The sequence below is a fragment of the Gammaproteobacteria bacterium genome (assembly GCA_019748175.1).
In the GTDB taxonomy this organism is placed as follows: Bacteria; Pseudomonadota; Gammaproteobacteria; order JAIEPX01; family JAIEPX01; genus JAIEPX01.
Genome location: JAIEPX010000014.1, coordinates 31,708 through 52,860 on the forward strand (window position 1 = coordinate 31,708; position 21,153 = coordinate 52,860).

Sequence of the window (21,153 nt, forward strand, 5' to 3'; positions counted from 1 at the left end):
TGTCAATTGCGTAGTACTACGCGATTATTTTAATTACTCACATAGGTAATGTGACGTTGTGATGAACAAAATTAATTTACTTGTTTGGTCTGAAGAATGGCGTCGAAATGACAGACGTGAAATTGTGGTGCATATAGTAATCTGTTTGAGTGTGTTACTGATATTAGCAGTGGGGTGGAGATTTTATGTTTTGAGGCATTGTCATCAAGTAGAAAGGCGAGTTGTTTTATTAAAAAAAGCATTGAATGAGAGTGTTCAGAAACAGAATTTTCTTGAGAAAATTGTAGAGGATCAAAATACAAGACTGAAAATATTGGAACAGAAACAGTTGTGGCGTCAACATTTCTCTTGTCATGAAGCATGGCTTAATAAATTAGGGGATATTTTGCCTGAATCAGCGCGTGTTGAAGAGGTAAAAGTTCAATCAGGTGGATGGGGCTTATTAATTGTTACTCGACAGGTAATGGATTTAAAAGAATTGTTACGAAAATTAACTTTATTGAGTGGGTTAACGCAAATACAGGTGAGAAAAATTAATTTTGATAATGATCAAAATCTCGTTCAGATTGAATTTATCGCTAAGGTAACTTGTTAAGAGGTGTTTGTGATTATTATAGAGGGGGCTGTTGTTAAAGAGTGGTTCGTTGACCATAAAAAAGTCAGTGAAGCGTTGGTGTTGATAGTTAGTTTTCTACTAATATATTACATTTTCATTCGAGACTCTTTGCAAGATTATCAAAATTTGCTGTTGTCTGAGCGTGATTTACAAAAACAACTAATGAAGACGAAAAAAATTATTGAGCAGTGTGATGCGCTAAGAGGGGCTCAGAAAGTGAAAGTGGCTCAATTTGAAAAAAACTTAGGAATTAAAGGTGGATTTTTGAGTCCTTCATTGAGTTTAAGTTATTTTTGTCGTGAGTGTGGGGTTCTGCGATATTCAATTTCGGATATTAATGGTTCTTCAGGCGGCCATGGAAGGCCAATTTTAACGCTAGCATCGCAGTTAAATTACTCTCAAGCTTTGTGTGTTTTTTCAAATTTATCTAAACACAGCGATAGTTTGGATTTTCGTTCAATGACCTTAAATCATGATGAAAATACTCGAGGGTTGAAGTTGATTTTGAATGTAGAGGTTGCTTCCAATTGATGTTAGGTGAAGAGGTTTTTTTGAAATTTTTTTTAATGGTGATAATTTTATTTAGTGAAGTAACTTTTGCAAAAGATCCTTTTGAGATGAGGGCTGATAATGACTCCGTGATCATTAAAGAAAAAATTGAAGAGCATTGGTGCCCACTTCTTCATCAACCTGTGGCTCGAGTTTCAACTTTGCTTTCCAATTCATTGGGTAAATTGGGTGGTGAAGAGTCGATCGTAATAGATGATTTACGAAATGGAATCTGGTTGTATTTAACAGAGTCGAAATGGCGAAAAGCGCAGCGATATTTACGGCACTGGGATGTGTCTTCATCTCAAATTGACTTGGTGGCTTATATTGTGAATGTGGAAAGTAGTGTTATTGATGAGTTGGGGATTCAATGGCGCAGGGCGGCATCATATAATAAAAATAAGTTCGGGGATAAATTAATGATGGACATGCCTAATGATAATAGTTTGGCGACGGTGCAAATTGGTGTTTTAGATCGAAAAATTTTAGCGTTGCAATTGTCTGCATTAGAAGAAGAAGGCAAAGGAGCCATTATTGCCCGACCGCATTTGTTAATTGAAGATAATAAAGAGGCTGTAATTGAAGCAGGCACAGAAATCCCATACTCAGAAAAAACCAAAAGTGGTGCAACTAACGCCGTGTTCAAAAAAGCAGTGTTGCGGTTGAAAGTGCGGCCTCGGTCTTTGCCTGATCATCGATTACTTTTAGCTTTAGAGGTCAATCATGACAAAGTCAGTACTTTAAACGTTCAGGGAACCCCAGCCATTGAAACTCAATCCTTGACGACGGAAGTGGCTGTTTCAGCCGGTCAAACCGTTGTGCTAGGCGGGTTGTTCACCGTGACAGAATCGAGCCAAATTGAGCAACTGCCTGGTTTATCTCAAATTCCGGTTTTGGGTCAATTATTCCGATGGCAAAGCAAACATCGCTCTAGAAAAGAGTTAGTGGTTTTCATTTCTCCTCATCTCCTTTCTTCCCCACAACTATAGTAATGAAAGGAGAAGGTTATCCTTTCACGATGAGGAGTTCTAGGGGAGAGAATCGTGATACTCACCCCTAAATATATGAAAGGAAGCATCTCCCGGTTATAAAATCAGCAACTATGAAATTAAGGCATTGAGTGACTCAAACATCAAAAATCCTTAACCGACGGGTGCTTTAGCCATTGACTTAGGTAAAACAGGGGCTACAATCAAGCTCTACACGTAGGATTGCGTGTCCGTACCAGGATTTTCATCAAGGATTTACCCCCTGTTGAAAATAAGGATAGAGATTTGATACTGAGGTAGCACAGGATGAGTGCACAATTTGATGGAGTGTGTGGGATAAGAGGCTCACGAGAAATGGAAGATTCTAACCGTCAATTAGGCGAGCTTGGAATCGAGCGTTCGCCATTCGATGATTCTCATTCATTGTATTATCCTGTTAAGCAATGGGAAGAGCATTTCCGTTTCTTGCAGGCCTTTCGTGCCGGCTCACACCCTTTGTTACTGATGCCCGGAATTGTAGGGTCAGGTAAAACCTCACTCATTAAACATTTTCTTCAATTGCAAAATGATTCCACGCGTATCCATTATATAGAAGCGCAGCCTCATCATGATGTGGATCACTTAATTCTTGATTGTTACGCTGACAGTCGACTCGAACCTCGAGCAGGCGCGGGTATTCCAGAGGTGCTATATCAATTGGGTCTTCTTGCGAATGAAATCGGCTCGCAATTATTGTTTATTGATGATGCCCATCGTTTGCCTCGTGAAACGCTAATGCGATTTTTACATTTATTGTTTACACAGGATCTTTCTCAATCTCAATTTCGTGTCGTGTTGGTGGGCGAATCTCAGTTGCAAGAAACAGTGATGAATATGCTGGATTCTTTTGCTCCAAGTCGTCAAGTTCCTTGCTTAGACATTGAGCCGCTTTCATTGCAAGAAATCCGTGAATATTTAGAGTTTCGTTTTTCTCAAGCAAACGCAAATCAAAAATTTCCATTTAATTCTGCCGTGCTAAAACAAATTCATTTGTTATCAGGTGGATTCCCAGGGCGAATCAATCGAGTTGCTCAACAGGTTTTTGTGGATTCAGTAAAGTTTGATCACCGTTCTGAAGAGCATTCTGTTCCATTCATTCAATATTTACAGGGGTATAAAATGAAACTGATTGGCGCAACATCTTTAGTCGTTTTGTTTTTGTTAATGTGGCAATTTTATCCAATGCATCATAGTCATTCCAGTGAAATTTCCGCTTTGCATTCTGCGTTGAATACTACGACTGAAAAAACGCATCTAGAAAATCAAGATGCTTTTAATGATGAATCTGTTGCTGATGCTACTGATGCCGCTGCGGCTAATAGTGGGCAATTAAGTCCTGATGTTCGTGCCGCGATCGCAGCGGCTGTTGATCATTTGCAAGGAACTGAGTTGAGCGAAGCAGAGCAATACGATGAGTCATTTAGTATGCCTGTAGTACATAATCAACATTTATGCGCAGGAGCTAAGTTGGCTGATGAAAATGTATATTTAGCCAATAAATCCTCTACAGAATCCAATGCGGTAAAAACTGAAGCGGTGAAACCTTCTGTTGCTATGACAGATTCTATTACTGGGACTGAGTTGCAATTAATGGGTGCTAAAGGTTACACGATTCAAATTATGGGTGTTCGTGCTCCACAATTATTGGATACATTTATTGCTGAAAATCATCTTGCCGAAGCAATGTATTATCATACTAAATTAAATCAACAAGATTGGTATGTTTTAGTCTATGGAAATTATCAAAATGCTGATGATGCAAAAGCCGCTTTGTTGAAATTGCCAGATGCTGTGAAAAGACAGCAGCCCTGGATAAGATCTTTTGATGGTGTTCGTCAAGCGATTGAAGTTGCACATCAAAAAGAAATGCCTAAAGAATCGCAAACAGTGGCTGTCCGATAATATATTAGGTTCTTTGCGATTTTGGAGTAATGGCTTTTTGTGCGGCAAGATGAGCAATGCGTACACGTTTTCTCTTGTCTTCTTCTGTTGGCACGTATCCTACCACTTTTAATTTATATTCTTCTGCTGCAACCCAAATAGCCCATTTCATTAAATCTGTTCCAGCAATAATTTCTATGCCACCTTTCCAACGAGATTTTATGAGTTCAACCATTTCGTGTGCAGTGTCAAAAGCTTGTTTAATTACGGTGCCTTTTCCTGAATTGACAAATTTTTTGAGCAGTTCAATATCAAGAGTTTCAAGATTCTCTAATGGTGGGCTATTCGAACCACCATACATAAAAGGTCCGATGGAAGTGCACAGCCCATCATCTAAATCTTGAATAGTCCAGCCTGATTTGGCAGTAATAAAATTGACTTTGGTGTAATGTTCAAATGTTGCATCGATGTTGAGAATTTGAATAAACGGACAGTATTTGCGCAGATACGCAATATCTTCTGGGCTAATGGCCCGGTTGATGCTATCAACTAATATCCCTTGATCTCTTTGACCCCACACGCCTGTGGCGAGGGCCATTAAGTCGTCTTCATCGGGTGTTTGATCCGTTATTGGCATATGTCCTTCACTTATCCGTAGTCTAGATCAAGTATAGTAGTAGATTAGTGAGAATTCAATGTAAGCTTCTCAATGATACTATCCCGTAACTCAATGAGTTTGCCGTGGAAATAATGTCCAGCATCGGGCATTCGGATGAGCTGAAAGTTTTCTGATCGAGTTTCTAGCCAATCAAACACTTCTTGAGCAGGAAAAACTTCATCTAAATCGCCTTGCGCAATAAGCCACGGACAGTTTAATGGGGGTAGTGAACGAATATCAAAACGATTAATCGGAGGTGCGATGGTAATGAGTTGTTCGACAGGTATTTCACTGGCAACTTTTGCAGCGATGTACGATCCGAATGAAAATCCGGCTAACCAGAGCCTGCAGTGTGGATATTTTTTTTTCGCCCAAGCGATGACGGCTTTTAAATCGTCTTGCTCGCCAATAGCATTATCATACTGACCTTCGCTTTGGCCCACGCCTCGAAAATTAAATCGAATTGCAATAACTCCGAGTTGTTGACAGGCTCTTACTAACGTTGTTACCACTTTATTCGTCATCGTTCCGCCGTGCAAAGGATGAGGATGACAAATAATTGCGACAGTATTTTCTATAGGTTTTGCTGGATGTTCAATAACGGTTTCGAGATTTCCTGCAGGGCCAGGAATAGAGAGAGATTCTAAAGTGGCAAATTGTGTCACGAACGATTTCCTTCATGGATACAATAAAAATGTCACAGCGTACACTACAAGTGAGAGTACGCTATGACTGTGAAATTAGCGGCTATTAATCGACACCAACGAAGGTTGGTCTCGGTGCGGTATGTTCTTCATCGAAATCATGGTGGGATCTGTCTCTCATTCCCACTGATTCTGAATCAGTATCTTCATCACCACTGTGAACAGCGCTCATATCGAGATCCTCTTCGTTAGCGACGGCAGCTGGCGGTTTACCTTGCATCTGATCAAGACGCTGAATATAGATGTCTAAGTCAGAGCCTTCTTTCAGTGTACTGTCAGCTTTGAGCTCGTCAATAATCTCTTGAGTAACGGCTTTATCTTGATTAGCAGAGAATAACAAGTCTTTCATTTCTGCATCAAAAGTGCGATTGAACATCCAGCCAGTAAACAAATTGGAGGGTTTGTCTTCAAGAAGGAACTGGATGCGTTCTTTCAATGCGTCGGCTTTTGCCTTTGAAGTGTTCTGCAGTAAATAATACGCTTTGAAAAGATTTTCGGGGCTCAATGTTTCGATGGCTGATCTGTCATTAAACATTGCACGCACCAAATTAATGGCATCATTTTGTTGTTTGTTGCAACCATTTGACGCTAATCCTAAAAGGACTTGAAGTTTTGTTGCTAGCTCCTTCGATTCCCCTGGGGTTAGTTGTTGCATTAATGGTTTCAGGAATTTGTTGACGTAATCAGCGCTGACTGGAGAATTGCTAGTTTGGTGAGTGACTAAAAATGCTTTTACAATGTGAGCGCGTAATTCTAATTTACTTGCTTTTTCAGCATCGCCATCGCCATCGGCTGGGCTTAATTTTGACCATTCACTCAGTTGTAGTTCAGGATGAAGGTAGGTAATAAAGTAAGTGGCCGCTGCTTCAGGATCGTTCGGGTTGTTCTTTAAGTCAGTAAAAGGTTTAGAGAGTTTTCGCTTCAATTCATCTCTTTTGCTTTCGAGTGTTACGCCATATTGAGGGTCATTTGCACCAATTTCTGCTGTGACTTGCTTATCAGTCAGATCATCATGTAAGTACTTGTGCGTTTCTTTTTCGAGGCTATCGAGCAGTAATTTATTTTTATAGAAATTTTCGAATGCTCTAGGATTGTTAGCTCGAATTTCTTCAGCAAAAATTATTTTTGCTTTTTGACGTAAACCTGCTATCAACCTAGTGCATTGTTCTGTAGTCGCTTGATAATCAATCACGTTATTTTCTTTAATAACGAGATGTTTGATTAATGGCAGTGTTCTGTCGATGAAGTTCTTCATATCATCGCCGCTCACTGAGCGAGCTCTCAGGATTGGATGCGTATAAAATGCTACTTGATTGGATTTTCCTTCTTGAGCATTATCGAAAAGGGTATTAACAAGTTCAACGCGATTATCAGTAGTTAATTTATCGGATTTAGCTAGCCTTGAAAGCAAGTTTGGATCTTTAGCTTCCAGGTAAATATTTTTACGACTGGGTGTATCGGTTGTGTCTTTATTGAATTCTGCCGCTTTCTGCTCGGCATTATATACAGTACTGAATGCGCTTCGATTCCATCGCCACATCAGTTTTTGTTCGAAATAGTCTTTAGGGCTTAAGCCGTCGATGTTAATTTTTGGAACTCTAGATTCTAGCTCATTGACCAGCTGAGTATATTGAATTTCCTTGTTAACTGGGAAAAGAATTTCTAAGTAAGCGAGGCGATCTTTATCATCGGTGAGACGCATAAAGGTGTTCGCTTGATGAATGATTGCTGGTGCACATTTGGCATCCGCTTTGATGTCGCCTTTCTCATCAAATATATTATTTCCTTTGATGTCGTTATACGCAGATCGGCTGGCGTTACAAATTCTCTCAAGTTGTCTTAGGTCTTCCATTTCGAAATAACTGAGCGTGCGACGACTTTCTAAGATTGCATCAGCAAAATTATTCGCTCGGCGTGGTGTGTACATTTTTTCTCGGAGCTCTTTGGTCAACGAGATATCTTTAATGCCAACTTTGAGCATTTCTTTAATCGATTGACGGAGAACCCAACCGCCTTTTTCAGTTGATCCTGTTGAAAATTCGAAATCATTATGACCATGCGCTTTGACTGTCATCGCTAAATCAACGGGTGATTCAGAGGTATAGACGCCATTTTCAAGTTTGACAATATGTTTTGTCTTGAAGAATGTACCTTCAGCCCGATGGATATGATTGTGTTTATTTCCCAGTTCAGAAATAACTTTATTCATCGTTTCACTTCGTTTTTTTTCATTAGTTTCACTAATCGCGTGTTGACGAATACCTTCTGGGGTATCAAAGTAGCTGCACACATACGTTGCAGCATCCATCATTTGTTTGTCGTCTTGATTAATTTCTTGCTGACGAATGCGAGCAAGCTCTATGCGTTTATTGAAGTAATTTTGTAAAGCGTCACTTGCTATTTGTTTTTGTTTTTCTGTTTCGAGATTAGCTTCGGCAAGGATTTCTTCTTTTAATTTTTTATGTTGTTCTTCGATTTGTTTAATTAAGCTGCCTTGAGAAAAGTTATGTAGTTCCTCATTGGCTTCGTCTAGCTTCTTAAGGATATTGTCACTTTTCGGGTTACCAAGTTTTCGAACAAGTTCGTAGAGGTGGTCTTTGGCAGCATTTAATTCAGTAACGACATCACTAGATTTTCTAGTTTCTTTTGCTGCAGGGTTGGGCGGTTGGTTGCCTGTGTTGGGAGTTCCGCCATTATTTGAATTTGGTGTCTTGCTTTGCATTTCGAGTCTCCTCTGTTAACTCTTGGTTACTTTAAGCTATTTGGGGCCAATAAACAGTAATTTCAAGGTTCATTGGTTAAGCAATAGGTTGAATAATAGCACGGGGAAGTTAAGAAAGTATTAAGAGGTTTAATGACAAAAGGTGAGACATGCTGTTTGAGGCTGGTTGGGGAATAGAAGGAAGAGCAAGAAGCCCCCTGTTTTTGTATCGTACAGGGGGCTATCCAGATTAGTTCACCATTTCTTTGAGTTTTTTCAAAGCACGGAATTTCAGGACGTTACGCGCTGGCTTCGCCTTGAACATCATGCTTTCACCAGTAAATGGATTGATACCTTTGCGAGCTTTGGTCGCTGGTTTTTTAATACGACGGATTTTCATTAATCCAGGAACAGTGAATTCCCCAATTGCACGCGGACTTAAGCTTTTTGCGATGACATTAGATAATCCTTCAAGAACGCTCGCGCATTCTTTTTTGGTTAAGCCAGTGAAATCTGCTAAATATGCTAAAGTTTCTGACTTGGTGTAAGCTTCTTTCACTGCTGACAGTTTTTTGCTAGCCATAAAATCTCTCTCAAGTTAATGTTAAACAATGCGATCTAAGGTCTCGTAGACATCAGATCCCTAATACTCCTTAATTAGGAACGGCAACAGTATCATCTTTTCAAGGAAAAAACAGCCCCTAAAATAAAAAAACATCGATATTTATAGCGGTTATCGTATTGGTTTTGAGTAAGAAGGAGTTAGCTCTCAACAGCCATGAAGAGAGGGCGTCGAGTGACCAAAACGACCAAATCCTAAATCCCTCGCTGGGAGATGCCGATGTCAAATTAGTCCTTGTAAAATAGCTGGAACTGAGGTACGATCTGCAACCTTTAAATTTTTGATTGGAGCGCTTAGCCAAATGTCTACATTCAATGCCAAGGCAGAGCAAGTACAACATAGTTGGTATTTAATCGATGCATCAGGGAAAACCCTGGGACGTTTAGCAACTGAGGTGGCTCATCGCCTACGGGGCAAACATAAAGCAATTTTTACCCCTCATGTTGATACTGGTGACTACATCGTTGTGGTCAATGCCGAAAAAGTCCGCGTTACCGGAAATAAAAGCACTAAAAAGGTCTATTATGACCATACGGGCTATATGGGCGGTTTGAAATCAATTACGTTTGAAAAGTTGATGGCGAAAGCCCCGACTCATGCCATTGAGCGTGCAGTGAAGGGTATGTTGCCTAAAGGACCTTTAGGTCGAGCGATGTTCCGCAAACTAAAAGTGTATGCGGGTAGTGAACATCCTCATACGGCGCAACAGCCACAGGTATGGGTTTTAGAGGACAGCAGAGAAGCTGCTTAGTTATCGATGATTTTAAGTGAGACAATGTAATGGCAATGATTCAATATTATGGTACTGGTCGACGCAAAACAGCGACTGCAAGAGCATTTTTAAGGCCATCTAAAGCGCTGAAGGCTGCTAAAGCTTCCGAAGGGTCTGAAGGTCAAGGCTCTGGCGCAATGACGATTAACGGCATCTCACTTGACGATTACTTTCCTCGTGAAACGTCTCGTATGCTAGTTCGAGGTCCGCTTGTTGAAGCCAGTGTTCCTTTAGATCGTTTTAATATGATTATCACCGTTAAAGGTGGTGGTGAGACAGGTCAAGCTGGCGCAGTTTGTCATGCAATTGCGCGTGCTTTAGTGAAGTACGATGAATCGCTCAAAAAAGTTCTGCGTAGCAAGGGTTTTATTACCCGTGATAGTCGAATGAAAGAACGTAAGAAAGTGGGTAAACCCGGCGCTCGTGCTAGTAAGCAGTTCTCTAAACGTTAATTTTTTACCAGCCCACTGTCATAGTGGGCTGAGTCTTTGATATTACACTCTACTATTTTTTGAACGATGGAGTGTTTGGGTGTGTGATTTCCCTTATTTATTTAATGAAGCAGTGCCAATCAACGGCGTGAGCTGCTGGGAGTAGTTGAGATGACAATGCTGAAGCGTTCTGTGATGACCTTATATTCTGGAACTTCTGATATCCACAGTCACCGAGTTCGAATTGTATTGGCCGAGAAGGGTGTTACTGTTGATATATTAAATGTTGATCTTGATCAGCCTCCTGAAGACCTTATTGCTTTGAATCCTTATAGTACTGTACCAACATTGGTTGATCGTGAATTAGTTTTATACAATGCTAATATCATCATGGAATATCTGGATGAACGATTTCCTCACCCTCCACTTTTGCCTGTTTATCCTGTTGCACGAGCAAAAAGTCGATTGATGTTGTATAGAATTGAGCGTGACTGGTATAAGTTAGCGAATACTATCGAAACAGGTCGTGGTGCTGCGGTAGAGCAAGCCAGGACAGAATTGCGTGATAATTTAAAAAGCTTAGCGCCTGTATTTGCTGAGATGCCTTATTTCTTAAGTGAAGAATTTTCATTGGTTGATTGCACAATTGGGCCTTTATTGTGGCGATTGCCTTCTTTGGGTATTGATCTAGGTAATCAAGCAAAACAATTGACGACATATGCGCAGCGAGTATTTAAACGAGATACTTTTCAAGCGAGTTTGACGGAAACAGAAAGAGAAATGCGAGAAAAACATGTCGCCTAGTCGTCCTTATTTGTTGAATGCGCTCTATGAATGGATACTCGATAATAATTCTACGCCCTATATTGCCGTGAATGCATTGTACGAAGGCACTATTGTGCCTCAAGAATTTGTGAAAGGCGGTCAAATTGTTCTTGATATACAGCCATCTGCAGTTCACAAATTTGTGTTAGGAAAAGAAGTGTTGCAATTTAGCGCACGTTTTGGTGGCGTTTCTCGCGATTTGTATATTCCCATACCTGCAATTACAGCAATCTATGCAAAAGAAACAGGTGGTGGAATGGTTTTTCCTCCTAACGAATATGATGACGTTGAGACAACCGGAAAAAACCATTCTCCAAGTACAATGGACAATAATAATGCACCTGGTGCATCTTCACCTTCAGGTACGGGCCCTAAAAAACCGAATCTAAGAATTGTAAAGTAAATGGAGTCAAGTCTTGACCCCTTTATTGCTTCGTTGCCGCTAGGGTAAAATTAATTTTCACTTCATCTTTCACATTGTCAGTGCTCGCCCATTCGCCTCTTCCAATGCCAAACGTAGAACGTTGAATTGTTGTTTCACCTTTAGCAATAGATGTTGTTTTTGATACAGGTTGTAACTCAAATTTAAGTGTTGCTGAAGTAGATTTATCTCTAATAGTCAGAGTTCCATTCGCTTGAAAATTATTTTCTCCCATCTTGCTAAACGAATTCGCTTTGAATGTTGCTTTTGGAAACGTTTTCGCATCAAACCATTCTTGAGACATTAATGTTTTAGCAATGTCCGCATAAGAGGTTTTTACGGAAGCGATGTCGATAATAATTGTCACATTGCTATTGCTCAATTGTTCAACATCAAAATTAATATCGCCGGAGAAAGCTTTAAATTCCCCAGTTACTGGTGCATTATTTTGAGTTGCGGTGAATGTGATCGAGCTTTTATCTGGAACAATTTGCCATTTTTGTACGTTTGCATGACACACAGGTGATGACAAAATAATGCCTGAAATAAGAAATAATTTTCCAAAAGCGGTATTTTTCATGGTTTTAGTATCCTCTGTAAAATATCATCACGATCAATAAAATAATGTTTTAGTGCGGCGCCAACGTGTAAAAAAAATGTGGCGATGAGTCCGTAGGCTAGCCATTCATGAATTTCGGTGAAGAAAAGTCGTTTATTTTCATCGGGGGTGATTAATGTTGGCAGTGTAAACAAGCCGAAAAACGAAACAGGAAGATTGGCTGACCACGTAAGCAACAATCCGGTGATTGGTAGAGCAAGCATGAAAAAATAAAAGGCATAATGTGCGGAGCGAGCAGCAAATTGTTCCCAGCGAGGTAAATTACTGAGCGAAGGTGTTGTGTTGCTCATGCGCCACGTTAATCGCGCAGTCGCAAACATCAATGCGAGAATTCCAAATTCTTTATGCCAACCGTAATACTTAAGTTTTTGAATGCTGATGGGCAAATTCACCATAGTTAATCCGAGCGCCAGAAGTCCTATGAGCAATAAAGCCATCGACCAGTGTAGAAGAATAGCAATGAGACCAAAACGATGATCAGTATTTCTGAACAGCATATAATTCTCTACTTATTTAGCAGCTTCAGCTTCAATGTCGAGTTTAACGTCGTTGCCTAATCCTGGTAATAATGTAGTGATACCAAAATCAGAGCGTCGTAATGTGGTGCTTGCAGTGAATCCGAGGGTTAATTTATTGTTGATCGGGTTCTGCCCTTTTTTGTTGAGCTTTACTGTTAATGTGACAGGTTTTGTGATGCCATGCAGTGTTAATTTGCCGTGAATGATAGCGCGTTCTTTTCCTGTGCGCTCAATGGAAGTGCTGGCATAAGTAGCGGTTGGAAATTTTGCAACATCAAAAAAATCTACACCTTTAAGATGTTTGTCCAATTCAGAATTACCGGTAACGATGTCTGCAACATTTATCGTGACATTGACTTTGCTGTTTTGAAGTTTTTTTTCGTCGAGAATCAGTTGGCCCTTTGCCATCCATTTGCCTGAGGGATTTGAAAATCCAAAATGTTTGATATGAAATAATACGCAAGTGTGGCTAGAGTCAAAAATATATGTTTCAGTTGCTGCGTTGGCAGAAATTAAAAAGATGCAAAAATATAAGGCCGTTGCCAATTTGAATAGATTTGCTTTCACGCCACACTCCTTGTGTTGAACTGCACATTAAATAATACGGAACAACCCTAGTATACTAGAAAAAACGTATTCTGCGGGTCCCGCTATTACTGCTGTTAATACGTTAGTATAAACTAATATGATAAGTATAATGATTCCAAAAGGTTCGATGCGACCATACAATTGTGCTGCTTTTGGTGTGAGTAAGCTAGCGATGACACGGCTGCCATCCAAGGGAGGAATCGGTATTAAGTTAAGTACCATCAACCAAATGTTAATCATTATGCCTGCTTGGCTAGAGTAGACCAGCCACTGACCAATGGGGCTTTGAGTCTGGGCTAAGTAAATCCCCGCTTTTAATCCGGCAGCCCACATAATTGCCATGAGAAGGTTTGATAGCGGGCCCGCTACAGCAACGATGGCCATATCTCGGCGTGGATTATTCAGATTGAACTGATTAACGGGCACAGGCTTTGCCCAGCCAAAAACGAAACCCGCGTGAGTAATGATTAATAATGCAGGCAGCGCGATGGTGCCTATAGGGTCGATATGTTTAAGTGGGTTTAGTGATAATCGTCCTAATAATTTCGCAGTTAAATCACCAAATTTTGACGCGACCCAACCATGAGCCACTTCATGGAGTGTAATGGCAAACAATACGGGAATGAGCCATACGGCAATTAATTGTGCTGTGCTGAGTTTATCCATGCTGTTGCCTAGGTTAAGATGTCAGATCTTAGCTTGATACATGCTTACTTTAAGTATTTATCAAGCAAAGATCTGCCCCCTTCTTAATTAAAGTAAAGGTTTACGTTCAGAGGTGTACTCAAATAATTTCACGACTTTGTCAACGCCGGGTACATGACGAGTAACATTAGTCGCTAAATCAGCTTGATCACGACTTACCAATCCCATTAAATACGCAGTGCTGTTGTCGGTTACGACTTTAATTTGTGCTGAATTTAATCCGCGTTCTGCAAGCAAAGACGATTTGATTTTTGTTGTTAACCAAGTATCTTGAGCGGCTTCTTTAAAAGAAGTATTGTCGCCGATGACAATTTCATTATGAACGCGTTTTACATTCTTAACTGAATGCGCAATTTTTGAAGCGAGTTCATGTAATTCTTCATTCGGTGCGCGACCTGTCAGAAGTACAACACGATTAAATGTGCTTACTGAAATAATAGTGCTTTTGTCCAGATGTTTGTTGAGGTGTAATGCGGTGCGGACACGATGAGCGATTGTTTTATCTTGCAACTGTGTTTTCATGTCGCGACCATCAGTCACTACAGCGCCGCTTGCTGCTGCGCCAGCCACAAAAGCGGCAGGAAGACACGCTGTTAATGATAAACAGCAAACCAAAATAACAAATAATTTTTTCATGATTAATTCTCCGGTCCAAAAAGTGATTGATCGATCATATCACACAAACAGTGAATAATTAACAAGTGAACTTCTTGAATGCGTGCTGTCCGAAAAGAGGGAACACGAATTTCAATATCGTTCGGTTTTAATAATTCGACAATAGCCCCACCGTCTTTTCCGGTCAAGGCGACAACCGACATTTGTCGATCATGCGCGGTTTCAATCGCGCGTAGAATATTGAGTGATTGGCCGCTAGTTGATATGGTTAATAAAATATCACCCGGTTGACCTAGACCTTTAATTTGCTTTGAAAAAATCTCCGCGTAACTGTAGTCGTTGGCGATTGAGGTGAGTGTAGAGGTGTCTGTTGTGAGCGCGATAGCGGGCAAGCTTGGGCGTTCTCGCTCGTAGCGATTGAGCATTTCGGAGGAAAAATGTTGGGCGTCGCCCGCGGAGCCACCGTTTCCACAGCTCAGGATTTTGTTGTTGTTAATCAAGCACTGCACCATGGTATCACCAGCGGCTGCGATGACAGGCGCCAATTGTTCAGCGGCCAAGCGCTTTGTGTCTGCACTTTCGAGCATGTGTGCCTTAATTCGATCAACGGAGCTTGTAATGTCTAGTGCTTGCATGACTGACTGCTTTTTCTCAACAAGGGACATCCATTGTAGCGAATCTCTTTGGGGTTTGATAGGGGAACCTGTTTGACTAGATCTACTTTTCAAGAAAGACTTTAATATTTAGAGCTTCCATAGTCGGCGTGAGAATCCGACAGTCTTTCCGAAAATGGCTCGCTCGGGCCCCCCTCGCTGCGCTTTATTTTTCTCCAAGAAAGTCGGATTCTTCGCCTACGTGGCTCAGGATAATTAATTTTCTGCTATCCTCTTTTTACTCATTTGGGCTTTAGCAGAATGCGCCTTTAATCCATTCAAAACTCGGTGGGTCGTGAGAAAAATTGACGCCGACCACATCAAATCGGCATGTCATTTTGGAATACTGTGGGTTGTTTTGCAGAAAAAAATCCGCGGTGAGCAGGATTTTTCTTTGTTTATAAAAATCGATAGAGTCGATTGGCGAAACAAATCTCGCGTTAATTCGAGCACGTACTTCTACGAATACGAGGCAATCTTGATCTAATAAAATTAAATCTATTTCACCCATTCTGCAATAGTAATTTTCTAGAATTAATGTCATCCCATTTTTAATCAATAGATTTCTTGCAATATTTTCTGCTTGTTGGCCACGTTTGTGGCGTGAGTCACGAGAATTTTTGTGTAGTGTCATGAGGTGCTCCTAAAAAATACTCAAGGTACACCATTTTCTTTCCACAAAAACCTCGTGTTGGGATGTTGATCTTGTTGGGAAGGGGGTAGATCTGGACAAATATACAAATAATAAAGACGAATATTTGTCCAGATTTGACCCTTCCTGTTGACTTAAGGGGCTATCTTCATTTAAATAGATATTAGTAAGTATTTAATCACGGAGTCTTTGCTTATGCGTACAATGTTTAAATTAGTCGTTCCTGCCATATTTTTAATCGGAGCTCTTTCGGTGTTGGCTGAAAATGAGCCGGTCGATCTTCCGCATAATATGATGCCGTGCAGTGAAGTATTGAAGCTATCGTCACTTGATTTTGTAAAAAAATATACAAAAATTCACGGTGAAAATACGATTGAGACTACAAAAGCGATTTATGCCTATGGAAATTGTTATGATCAAGCTCAAGATGAGATTCGTGATCAACTCAACAAGCAGGGTAAAGGCCCGTTTATGGGCGCAAGTGGTAATTTTCGAGATTTTGAAACAGCATTGAATAAATTCACAAAAACAGCGTTAGATCTCTGTACTCCTGATGGGACATTTAAGCAAGTATCCGATGCGTATGTTATGCTGTATCAAAAACAATTCCGTCATCTTTTTTATGTTCAATATTTGCCTAAAAAACAAGCAGCGAAAGTGAACGTTCGCGCGATCGATGCGGCAAAAGCGAAATTAGACAGTATAATTAATCATCTTTCTCCTCAGCAAGCGCCCACAGTTCGCGCTGATTTTGAGGCGTATTATAATGCGGGTGTAAAAGTGTTGGGTTTGCCTGCTCAGCCCGTTTATGAATATGCCATAATGATTTTAGAATCACCTGCGGATAAACCTTTCTCACAGCCACCTTTTTAAAGCCATTATAACTATTCTCAATTTAAAGGGGCATCGATACCTCTCTCGTCTAGCGTGTGAAGTAGCGAGGCCTCAAGACGCTTTTGCTGAGCCGCTTTCGGCCATTCTTGCCACGCGTTGATTCTCCATCTGCTATAATTACAGTGAGGATTCATTTGGGGAGGTGTAAGGTGGCTAAAGAACGGGCAGATGAGCTTGTAAGGCAGGCGCGAGAGGTTGTGGAGAGGGATCGGGAGCCCACCATCGAAGGTGCTGAATCATTACTAGATGATATTAAGGCGTGGGAAAAAGCGTGCGGGGATTTTATTCTTGAACACGGACCTAACGCAAAAAACGATATCCCAGTAGAGCAACGAAAAGCAATTAATCTAGCAGTAAAAGATTTACATATGGAGCGCTGGTTTAATATATTTATGCGTGATGTTTATGCAAAGACAGAGGTTTTTGAGACAATCATGAGCGATATGAAAGCTGATCACGAAGAAAATCGCAATGCTCTACAATCTCAGCTTGAGAAATTTGGAAAATTTATCAATGATTTCAAAGAAAGTGGTCGAGCATTAGAATTTCAAAAACGACGACCCGATGATTTCAAACGTATGTTAGAAAATATGGAGAAAGCCGTTGCGAGCGTTGATCATACACTTCTAGTTACACCTTCAGCATTCGAGGAATTCACGGCTGAACCTGAAGATTATATGCATCAGTCCATTAGTACCATGATAAAGTTGCTTGAAACGGAGAATTTCCCTGGTCTTGATGAGATAAAAAAAGAAAGAGCAGTATTAGCTAGAAGCAGTTATGAAGAGGATACAAGTGACGATGAGATAGATGGCCCTAGAAGTATTGAGAATTTAGAAATACAAAGAAAATTATTAAAAGCAATGCTGGGTGTTGATGGTCCCATGATTTCAAAAAGTGGAAATCGAGCATTGATGGCGAAATATGACGAAATATTTGATCAATTAAAAAATCCAGAGAGTAATAATAGACAAGCCCAGAATGAAATCTTTTTTGACGTGGTTTCATTGCATGAAAGACTTGTGGGTGTAAAAATTAGTAGTGTGCTTCAAGCCATGAAAAAAATTCTATCTGAATCAGATAAAAAGAACGAAGGTAATGTGATTGCTGAATTTAGAGAGAAATTTGAGGAAGTTGAGCAGGATAATAAAAAGGTAAAAAATACTTCTCTTGACTATAAAATAGCCGTATTAATTACGTTGGAAGGAGGCTTGGAAAATCTTAAGCGATTAATGCTTAAGCAAGAAAAACCAGAGCAGCCACGCTCTTGGACGCAGTCTAAACGACTTGGGAAACTGAGGGAAAGTGGAAATATTAATAGCCAACCACAAAAACCAGAAAAAAATAAACCTATAATGGGGAGCAGAGGTAAGAAAAAAGAAAATCTTCCCGAAGATTCTGAGGTTTTGAGCCGTGGATCTAGAGGCCCTTCGGATAGAGGCTCCTCTAGGTCTTAAAAGTCATTGTTAATGCTGTTTTGCAGGAGATAAGAGCGTAAATGGACTAAAATGAAAATATAGGTTTGCATGTGGGGGTAAATATGAGAGATAGAGATGTTGATTATTTAAATAAGATATTTAAAGCAGTGGATGATGCTATTGACAAAATAAATGAACGCATGGCAATTGTCCCGAATGGAAAGCTGAACGAGGAATTGCGTGGTGTCCTAGAAGAATATAGGCAGAATCAGAATAATATGTTAAGAGCAGGAGAATTTGATCCCCATGCTCTTGGCGCTGCACTAATCGCAATGGGTAAACGATTAGAAGAAATTAAGGATAAAGAAACACAAGGAGCGCTATCAGTTGCAGCAGATTATGTCGCAACGGGAGCTTCTGCGTTAACTGATGCAAGTCGAAATTTATGGAGCTTTGTGACAGGGTCAACACAAGAGCCGCCTCAAAAAAAACCAAAGATTGAAGGGCAAACGTTAGATCCAAGCATTTTCCCATTGCTTGATTCTGTCATAAATAAGTTTAAATACGTTCAAGCATTTTTTGAGAGTGAAGTAGAACAGAAAAAATATGAGGGATTCTCGCGCGGAGGAGATGATGAAAGCCAAGTGGAAGACGCTGAAAAATTCCAGGTATTCGCAGAGCCGGATAATTTTGATGAAGCGACCGGGGAAGCATCAAGAGAATACGAAACGCCTATGGGGTCAGATCCTCATGTTTCGTCAGCAGAGCGATCGGATGTTGGAATTCCTAAAAAACAAGAAGCTGAGGATGAAGCAGATGCTGCGAAAACAGGGCTATCTCAAGAAGATGCGGGACTTTTGGCAAAGTCCAAAAAGTCTCGTGAGCAATTTAAGCCATTAAAAGAAAGGATAATTAAAAAGATGAGAGAAGGAAGGATAGCTCAGAGGGAATTGGGAGTTGTAAAAAAATTTATAGGTAAAGAAGATTCAAAGCGTGAGGATGTCGCTAGAAAAGCAGAGCCAGCTGAAAGACCACCTGCGGATGTCATTCGGGATGCTAATGAGCTGCTGGAGAAATCCAAAGAGTCTCGAGAAAGGGCTTGGTCAGCTTTGGCTAAGGCTAGAGAACGGATGAAACAAAAAAAGGAAGGTGGAGGAGAAAAATTACAGGAGGCGGAGCAACGAAGGATCTCAAAAAAAGCGGAGTCAGCTGAAAAAAATCTAGATAGTGAGGGGGGGCTTGATTTTGATACGCTAACAGGAGCTTTTGAATTAAAAGTGGCATCTAGTGTTGCATCAGATAGAGAAGATAAACAAAATCAGATTGAGAAATTAACTGAAGAGATAACAGATTTTTCTGCAGAGTTAAATCCTCTAGATAAAACATTCATCCAGCTCAGTCTGGGACGAATTGCTTCTGGTGATCCTCAAACAGGAAAGCCCGAAACGGCTGATGAAAAATTAGTTGAATTAAGGGGCCTTAAAGAGAGTGTGCGTTCTTTGATAGTATTAAGGAAAAGACTTTTAGAAATTAGATCTATGATCCAAAAAAAATTGGATACGCCCATTAAGGAAGATGAAAGGTCTGTTGATTATCGCAGAAATCAAAAAGATTTAAAAAAAGCGTTGGCACAATTGGATGATATCGGGAAAATTGATTTGCATCGTCTTTCAGAATTCAATGCTCCTTTGACTTGGTCAAAATCTATGCATCTTCACCCTAAAATGTCGGCACTCGAAGAAATTCACATGGTTATGAATGATCCACACGAAGATCCTATTAATTCCTATTTGGAAAAAATTGAAAATTTACATAAAGTATTAGTGGTGCCATCAGCTGTTGCAGAGAAAGAAGCTGTTGATGTAGAGCAAAAGCGGGAAAGTGGTGCGACCGAAAAAAATGAACGTGATGTTTTGATTGCGCTTTACGGTGAAAAATATTCAAATCCGGAAGAAGAAGTGCGAGAAAATTTATCACACATGGACCATGCTGAGGTCAAAGAGAGGTTGAGCAGTATTCTTGATGAATATATGAAGGATCGGGGTGTCATTGACAAGAAATTATCATCACTACAGAGTTTGTCTAAGAAAATAAATCCAAAAAGTGATTATGATAGAAAAAGTTTGATGAGTGACTATGAGAAATTACAAAAAACGATCGAAATAATTGGGCCTCATATCAACGAGAAATTCAAAGAGAAATTAGAGAGTCAAAAAAAGGCGATGGAGTCGACATTGGACGTGCTTAATGTTAAAAAGCCAAATCCAAAAGTGCGGGCCGTCATGAATATTTTTAGAAAAAATACAGTGCAAGATGAAAATGCTAAACAGTCTATTGCTGAGAGATTACTAGAAAAATTTAAAGTTAAAGTCCCTCATAGAAAGTCGCGCGAGTCTACAGGTGGTGATGTCAATAGACCGCCTGCTTCAGAGGAGAGGGGTTCAAGAAGTCCTCGTAATTCTAGAGGAAAGTGAAGTGAAGCATAGGGGTAGACCCCTATGCTTTTCCAAGACGGCCGTGGCTCATCAGCAAAAAAACAAATTAATCCTTTAGATCTCATTTTTTTACTGGATTGTCACGCAATAATGAAGTGGCAAACCCACACTTTCATGTCTGACGTTAACCTCTGGAGCGAATAGGTATCAGGATGATAGCGGGATGGGCCATGGATGGCCCATTGAGCGGAAGAGGTTAACGTCAGACATGAAAGCGTGGGGCATCCTGTGTCATCTCAATAAATTTTGTGGGTAGGGGCTTCCATTTAGTGGGAGAGTGGTGTAATAATGTGGGGCTTGGTGGTGAACTGTGGGGATAAAGTGGGTGTTTAGGGGTATTAATGCGATTAATTTGGATGCGAAGGGGCGGTTAGCCGTTCCGGCTCGTTATCGTCACAGTATAGAGACGGTAGCGCAAGGGCATCTGGTTGTGACCATTGATACTGAAGATCCCTGTCTTTTGATGTATCCACTGCCCGTTTGGGAAGAAATAGAACGACGCGTACAGGCTCTACCGGCGCTCAATGCCGCAGTAAGACGGGTTCAGCGTTTGTTGATCGGGCATGCCACAGAAGTTGAGATTGATGCGAATGGGCGAATTTTACTGCCCGGTGAGCTGAGAGAGTATGCTCAGCTTGATAAGAAAGTAACCTTAATCGGTTTAGCGAATAAGTTTGAATTATGGAGTGAGTCAGTTTGGCATGAATCTAGGGATCGCTGGTTAGCGTCCGATGCCAGTGGGGTACTGCCGCCAGAACTGATGTCTATAATTTTGTGATGAGTTCACT

General features: G+C 40.5%; 23 protein-coding genes. 12 read left to right on the forward strand and 11 right to left on the reverse strand.

Going from position 1 to position 21,153, the window contains the following annotated elements:
• Positions 1–61: 61 nt before the first annotated feature.
• The 4 genes from K2X50_07325 to K2X50_07340 all read left to right on the forward strand — a co-directional run bounded on the left by K2X50_07325 (position 62) and on the right by K2X50_07340 (position 4,095).
• Positions 62–595: a hypothetical protein gene (locus K2X50_07325; GenBank protein MBX9587055.1), complete on the forward strand. Its 534-nt coding sequence runs from the start codon at positions 62–64 to the stop codon at positions 593–595.
• Positions 596–604: 9 nt separating this feature from the next.
• A complete protein-coding gene (locus tag K2X50_07330; GenBank protein ID MBX9587056.1) occupies positions 605–1,147 on the forward strand; it encodes a hypothetical protein in 543 nt (180 codons plus the stop codon).
• A 20-nt stretch (positions 1,148–1,167) separates the two neighbouring features.
• Entirely contained in the window at positions 1,168–2,154 is a 987-nt protein-coding gene (locus tag K2X50_07335) for a hypothetical protein (GenBank protein MBX9587057.1), read from the forward strand.
• Positions 2,155–2,460: 306 nt separating this feature from the next.
• Entirely contained in the window at positions 2,461–4,095 is a 1,635-nt protein-coding gene (locus K2X50_07340; GenBank protein ID MBX9587058.1) for an AAA family ATPase, read from the forward strand.
• Between the two features lie 4 nt (positions 4,096–4,099).
• On the opposite strand, the gene K2X50_07345 is transcribed toward K2X50_07340, so the two are convergent.
• The 4 genes from K2X50_07345 to K2X50_07360 all read right to left on the reverse strand — a co-directional run bounded on the left by K2X50_07345 (position 4,100) and on the right by K2X50_07360 (position 8,720).
• On the reverse strand, positions 4,100–4,711 hold the full coding sequence (locus K2X50_07345; GenBank protein ID MBX9587059.1) for a hypothetical protein: 612 nt from the start codon (positions 4,709–4,711) through the stop codon (positions 4,100–4,102).
• Between the two features lie 44 nt (positions 4,712–4,755).
• Positions 4,756–5,364 (reverse strand): alpha/beta hydrolase, encoded by a 609-nt coding sequence (locus K2X50_07350; protein ID MBX9587060.1) that lies wholly within the window; start codon positions 5,362–5,364, stop codon positions 4,756–4,758.
• A gap of 118 nt (positions 5,365–5,482) precedes the next feature.
• Positions 5,483–8,158 (reverse strand): hypothetical protein, encoded by a 2,676-nt coding sequence (locus K2X50_07355; GenBank protein ID MBX9587061.1) that lies wholly within the window; start codon positions 8,156–8,158, stop codon positions 5,483–5,485.
• A gap of 229 nt (positions 8,159–8,387) precedes the next feature.
• Entirely contained in the window at positions 8,388–8,720 is a 333-nt protein-coding gene (locus tag K2X50_07360) for an HU family DNA-binding protein (GenBank protein ID MBX9587062.1), read from the reverse strand.
• A gap of 340 nt (positions 8,721–9,060) precedes the next feature.
• On the opposite strand from K2X50_07360, the gene rplM reads away from it, so the two are divergent.
• The 4 genes from rplM (at position 9,061) to K2X50_07380 (ending at position 11,190) form a co-directional block, all read left to right on the forward strand.
• Entirely contained in the window at positions 9,061–9,510 is a 450-nt protein-coding gene (rplM, locus tag K2X50_07365; GenBank protein MBX9587063.1) for a 50S ribosomal protein L13, read from the forward strand.
• A 29-nt stretch (positions 9,511–9,539) separates the two neighbouring features.
• Positions 9,540–9,983: a 30S ribosomal protein S9 gene (gene rpsI / locus K2X50_07370; GenBank protein MBX9587064.1), complete on the forward strand. Its 444-nt coding sequence runs from the start codon at positions 9,540–9,542 to the stop codon at positions 9,981–9,983.
• Positions 9,984–10,133: 150 nt separating this feature from the next.
• Positions 10,134–10,766: a stringent starvation protein A gene (gene sspA / locus K2X50_07375; GenBank protein ID MBX9587065.1), complete on the forward strand. Its 633-nt coding sequence runs from the start codon at positions 10,134–10,136 to the stop codon at positions 10,764–10,766.
• A complete protein-coding gene (locus tag K2X50_07380; protein MBX9587066.1) occupies positions 10,756–11,190 on the forward strand; it encodes a ClpXP protease specificity-enhancing factor in 435 nt (144 codons plus the stop codon). The genes sspA and K2X50_07380 overlap by 11 nt, the downstream gene beginning before the upstream one ends.
• 22 nt (positions 11,191–11,212) lie before the next feature.
• Here the strand turns inward: K2X50_07380 and K2X50_07385 are convergent, their stop codons facing one another.
• From K2X50_07385 to K2X50_07415, 7 genes are all read right to left on the reverse strand, one after another.
• Positions 11,213–11,788, reverse strand: a complete 576-nt coding sequence (locus K2X50_07385; protein MBX9587067.1) for a YceI family protein — start codon at positions 11,786–11,788, stop codon at positions 11,213–11,215.
• Positions 11,785–12,324, reverse strand: coding sequence for a cytochrome b (locus K2X50_07390; GenBank protein ID MBX9587068.1), 540 nt, complete (start codon positions 12,322–12,324; stop codon positions 11,785–11,787). The genes K2X50_07385 and K2X50_07390 overlap by 4 nt, the downstream gene beginning before the upstream one ends.
• 12 nt (positions 12,325–12,336) lie before the next feature.
• Positions 12,337–12,912: a YceI family protein gene (locus K2X50_07395; protein ID MBX9587069.1), complete on the reverse strand. Its 576-nt coding sequence runs from the start codon at positions 12,910–12,912 to the stop codon at positions 12,337–12,339.
• A gap of 27 nt (positions 12,913–12,939) precedes the next feature.
• On the reverse strand, positions 12,940–13,599 hold the full coding sequence (locus K2X50_07400) for a site-2 protease family protein (protein ID MBX9587070.1): 660 nt from the start codon (positions 13,597–13,599) through the stop codon (positions 12,940–12,942).
• Positions 13,600–13,686: 87 nt separating this feature from the next.
• Positions 13,687–14,274, reverse strand: coding sequence for a BON domain-containing protein (locus tag K2X50_07405; GenBank protein ID MBX9587071.1), 588 nt, complete (start codon positions 14,272–14,274; stop codon positions 13,687–13,689).
• Between the two features lie 2 nt (positions 14,275–14,276).
• Positions 14,277–14,888 (reverse strand): phosphoheptose isomerase, encoded by a 612-nt coding sequence (locus tag K2X50_07410; protein MBX9587072.1) that lies wholly within the window; start codon positions 14,886–14,888, stop codon positions 14,277–14,279.
• 271 nt (positions 14,889–15,159) lie between these two features.
• Entirely contained in the window at positions 15,160–15,540 is a 381-nt protein-coding gene (locus K2X50_07415) for a YraN family protein (GenBank protein ID MBX9587073.1), read from the reverse strand.
• Positions 15,541–15,753: 213 nt separating this feature from the next.
• Here K2X50_07415 and K2X50_07420 point away from each other — a divergent pair, with 213 nt between their 5' ends.
• From K2X50_07420 to mraZ, 4 genes are all read left to right on the forward strand, one after another.
• On the forward strand, positions 15,754–16,431 hold the full coding sequence (locus K2X50_07420) for a hypothetical protein (GenBank protein MBX9587074.1): 678 nt from the start codon (positions 15,754–15,756) through the stop codon (positions 16,429–16,431).
• Positions 16,432–16,601: 170 nt separating this feature from the next.
• Positions 16,602–17,909: a hypothetical protein gene (locus K2X50_07425; protein MBX9587075.1), complete on the forward strand. Its 1,308-nt coding sequence runs from the start codon at positions 16,602–16,604 to the stop codon at positions 17,907–17,909.
• An 83-nt stretch (positions 17,910–17,992) separates the two neighbouring features.
• On the forward strand, positions 17,993–20,344 hold the full coding sequence (locus tag K2X50_07430; GenBank protein ID MBX9587076.1) for a hypothetical protein: 2,352 nt from the start codon (positions 17,993–17,995) through the stop codon (positions 20,342–20,344).
• Between the two features lie 346 nt (positions 20,345–20,690).
• Positions 20,691–21,143, forward strand: a complete 453-nt coding sequence (gene mraZ, locus K2X50_07435) for a division/cell wall cluster transcriptional repressor MraZ (protein MBX9587077.1) — start codon at positions 20,691–20,693, stop codon at positions 21,141–21,143.
• The last annotated feature ends 10 nt before the right edge of the window (positions 21,144–21,153 follow it).

Coding starts and splice junctions, on each gene's coding strand:
- K2X50_07340 (MBX9587058.1), top strand. CDS start 2,461: ATGAGTGCACAATTTGATGGAGTGTGTGGGATAAGAGGCTCACGAGAA.
- K2X50_07380 (MBX9587066.1), top strand. CDS start 10,756: ATGTCGCCTAGTCGTCCTTATTTGTTGAATGCGCTCTATGAATGGATA.
- K2X50_07390 (MBX9587068.1), bottom strand. CDS start 12,324: ATGCTGTTCAGAAATACTGATCATCGTTTTGGTCTCATTGCTATTCTT.
- K2X50_07400 (MBX9587070.1), bottom strand. CDS start 13,599: ATGGATAAACTCAGCACAGCACAATTAATTGCCGTATGGCTCATTCCC.
- K2X50_07405 (MBX9587071.1), bottom strand. CDS start 14,274: ATGAAAAAATTATTTGTTATTTTGGTTTGCTGTTTATCATTAACAGCG.
- K2X50_07420 (MBX9587074.1), top strand. CDS start 15,754: ATGCGTACAATGTTTAAATTAGTCGTTCCTGCCATATTTTTAATCGGA.
- K2X50_07360 (MBX9587062.1), bottom strand. CDS start 8,720: ATGGCTAGCAAAAAACTGTCAGCAGTGAAAGAAGCTTACACCAAGTCA.
- rplM (MBX9587063.1), top strand. CDS start 9,061: ATGTCTACATTCAATGCCAAGGCAGAGCAAGTACAACATAGTTGGTAT.
- K2X50_07385 (MBX9587067.1), bottom strand. CDS start 11,788: ATGAAAAATACCGCTTTTGGAAAATTATTTCTTATTTCAGGCATTATT.
- rpsI (MBX9587064.1), top strand. CDS start 9,540: ATGGCAATGATTCAATATTATGGTACTGGTCGACGCAAAACAGCGACT.
- K2X50_07430 (MBX9587076.1), top strand. CDS start 17,993: ATGAGAGATAGAGATGTTGATTATTTAAATAAGATATTTAAAGCAGTG.
- K2X50_07410 (MBX9587072.1), bottom strand. CDS start 14,888: ATGCAAGCACTAGACATTACAAGCTCCGTTGATCGAATTAAGGCACAC.
- K2X50_07415 (MBX9587073.1), bottom strand. CDS start 15,540: ATGACACTACACAAAAATTCTCGTGACTCACGCCACAAACGTGGCCAA.
- sspA (MBX9587065.1), top strand. CDS start 10,134: ATGACAATGCTGAAGCGTTCTGTGATGACCTTATATTCTGGAACTTCT.
- K2X50_07325 (MBX9587055.1), top strand. CDS start 62: ATGAACAAAATTAATTTACTTGTTTGGTCTGAAGAATGGCGTCGAAAT.
- K2X50_07355 (MBX9587061.1), bottom strand. CDS start 8,158: ATGCAAAGCAAGACACCAAATTCAAATAATGGCGGAACTCCCAACACA.
- K2X50_07345 (MBX9587059.1), bottom strand. CDS start 4,711: ATGCCAATAACGGATCAAACACCCGATGAAGACGACTTAATGGCCCTC.